The following is a 2,417-nucleotide window of genomic DNA, read 5'->3' as shown; positions in this document are numbered from 1 at the left end:
TGGAGCCCTGCAGCCATCATGGTCGCACTCCACCTTGTACGGAGTCGCTGATTAAAGCTGGCGTCGCTCGTGTCTTCGTGGGCTTTCGCGATCCCAACGAACTCGTGAATGGCCGAGGCATCCGCAAACTGCGCCGAGCTGGCATCCAGGTTGAAACTGGAATCCTAAAAGAAGAATGCCGCCGCCTGAATGAAGCCTTCAACCATTTCATCGGAACGAAGCACCCGTTTATGATCGCTAAAATTGCCCAAAGCGTGGATGGGCGAGTAGCCACCCGCAGCGGACAGTCCCAATGGATTACCGGTGAGAAGGCTCGCAAGTTTGGTCACCAGCTGCGCCACGAGTGCGATGGCATCATGGTGGGGATCGGAACCGTTTTAGCCGACGACCCAAGCCTCACTTGCCGAGTACGGGGCGGCGTTGATCCGGTACGGATAGTTTTGGACAGCCAGGCACGAACACCCGTGAAGTCGAAAATCTTAAAAGTGATGAAAGACTCCGATGCGCCAACCTGGATACTCGTTGATAAAAAGGCGCCGGAAGACAAGGTCGCAGCCCTTGAAGAAGCAGGAGCGGAAGTGATTCGCATTCGCTCAAAGGCGGGTAAGCTCTCGCTGGAGCATGTGCTTGATGAGCTTGGTAGCCGAGATTTGCTTAGTGTGCTGGTTGAAGGTGGTCCTACTTTGATGGGGAGCCTATTCGACGCAGGCCTTATCTCGAAGGTACATGCCTTTGTGGCGCCGATGGTTATCGGTGGTGAGCAGGCAACACCCTCCGTAGGTGGCCAAGGTGTGCGCAAGCTAAGAGATGCTTGCCGCCTAACAGATTTTGAGGTTGAGCGTTTGGGTGCCGACGTTTTACTCACCGGTTACTGCAAAGATTCCTAAAAAATCGGTTCGCTCGAACCGTGCCAGTTTTTTGACCAATGAAGTTCTGAGTGCAAGCCTCGCCCTGGGGGAGGAGAAGGTATGTACGTTATGGAACATTCAGTGAATCCAATTGCGCCAATTGCGCCCACAAGGCCTCTTAATCGTCGAAGCTCGGCTCGTAGCCCGGTTTATATGCGTGTGGAGGATAAAGGCCGTGGTGACGTCCTAGAGGCTACAGACATTGGCCTGGGAGGCATCCAGTGCACCTCCAAGAAGCATTGCTGGCCTGGCCAGTTTATGGAACTCGAATTCACGCTGCCTGAATTGGGTGAGCAGATCCGAGTGGGGGCACAGGTTCTCAACATGGAACCGGCCGATGGCGGCGGATCTAGTTTGGGATTACGGTTTTGTAGGGTACCAGAAGCTACGACTTTGGTTCTTTATCAATTTCTAGTGATGCGTGAGGCGCTCTTGCGCTAAGGCCGAACTCAATCGTCGTCGAGACTCTGGTTCTTTTGATGCGTGGTCCAAAGGTTGGCTATGGTCTTCGGTTCCAAGATTTCGACAGCAAGCGGCTCCAGGTTGCCTGTTGCTAGCTCTTGGGAAACCAACCGAGAGGACTCGGCGATACTGCTCCCGCTGTCTACAAGGCTAGACATTCTCTGAAGCACAACTGAATTTCTGTAGGCATTGGCACCTTTGGGACGACCCCGTGAGGGAACCATGAAGCCACGGGTTAAATCTTCTATCTCGTAAGATATCTTTAAATGCTTGGCGAAAAACGCTCTCAAGCCGGGGTGGGGCTTCGCAGCATCCCACCAGTCGCTGTCCTGAAGTTCCTCTTCCATCATGCTTCGCATGGAGTAGAGGCGCTCGGTAAGCTTGATCAGGAGCTCCATCCGGCGAGGGCCGCGGGCTGTTTCAAGTTCCTTGAGCTCTCGGTCGATTTCCGGATTCTCCATTGAGAAGATGTAAGCCTCGCGCTCAACTTCAGTCTCAGATGTGGCCTTGTTCATAGGCCAATTCGGATTAACCGGTATTGAATCAGCAGTCATAAAATAACTCTGCCCTTATCCTAAGTCTTCGTCTTGCCCCAGCCACCCCGGAGGAGCAATTCATTCTCGATGTTGGATTAGTTAAAACGATAGAGCTACTTCAAGCAGTTGGAAACCATAAAAAAACATCACATTTTCAGGATGTTACCAAAAAACGACCGAACTGCCTTGAATATCAGACATAACTCGAAAGTACGCGCTTGAAACTAAAAGGAGTTTTTTAGAGCATTCCTAGTAATTTCACATATTTGTGGTGTTTTCTTAGGACGAATGATCGGCCGGTTGTGGGCGGAAATCCCCTCGTTAAAGTGTCAGGAAAACTCCTGTGCTACTTCTAACTACATAGAACCCTTAACGTTATTGCCGAAAAATTGCGCTCTTTATTAGAGCAGGGGATAATTTATTTCGACCTTACGGTCTTGTGCCTCTCAGCAGCAGAGCATAGACGCGGACCCGAAGACCAATCTAGGGGGAGAATAAGAATGGCTTCTAT

General features: G+C 51.3%; 3 protein-coding genes. 2 read left to right on the top strand and 1 reads right to left on the bottom strand.

The genetic code is table 11. The annotated features are described in order from the left end of the window. A partial coding sequence (gene ribD, locus HOK28_10955; protein MBT6433604.1) for a bifunctional diaminohydroxyphosphoribosylaminopyrimidine deaminase/5-amino-6-(5-phosphoribosylamino)uracil reductase RibD occupies nt 1-887 on the top strand: 887 nt, incomplete at its 5' end. Between the two features lie 81 nt (nt 888-968). Further along, nucleotides 969-1,349 carry a PilZ domain-containing protein gene (locus HOK28_10950; protein ID MBT6433603.1) on the top strand — a complete coding sequence of 127 codons (381 nt, stop codon included), beginning with the start codon at nt 969-971 and terminating at the stop codon, nt 1,347-1,349. An 8-nt stretch (nt 1,350-1,357) separates the two neighbouring features. Here HOK28_10950 and HOK28_10945 read toward each other — a convergent pair whose 3' ends face one another. Next, nucleotides 1,358-1,924, bottom strand: a complete 567-nt coding sequence (locus HOK28_10945; protein MBT6433602.1) for a hypothetical protein — start codon at nt 1,922-1,924, stop codon at nt 1,358-1,360. Between the last annotated feature and the right edge of the window lie 493 nt (nt 1,925-2,417).

The sequence above is a fragment of the Deltaproteobacteria bacterium genome, assembly GCA_018668695.1.
In the GTDB taxonomy this organism is placed as follows: Bacteria; Myxococcota; XYA12-FULL-58-9; order XYA12-FULL-58-9; family JABJBS01; genus JABJBS01.
This window is presented reverse-complemented; position numbering and strand designations above follow the sequence as displayed.

Bases quoted from the DNA above. Each gene is read 5' to 3' on its own strand.
- HOK28_10950 (MBT6433603.1), top strand. From the start codon at position 969: ATGTACGTTATGGAACATTCAGTGAATCCAATTGCGCCAATTGCGCCC.
- HOK28_10945 (MBT6433602.1), bottom strand. From the start codon at position 1,924: ATGACTGCTGATTCAATACCGGTTAATCCGAATTGGCCTATGAACAAG.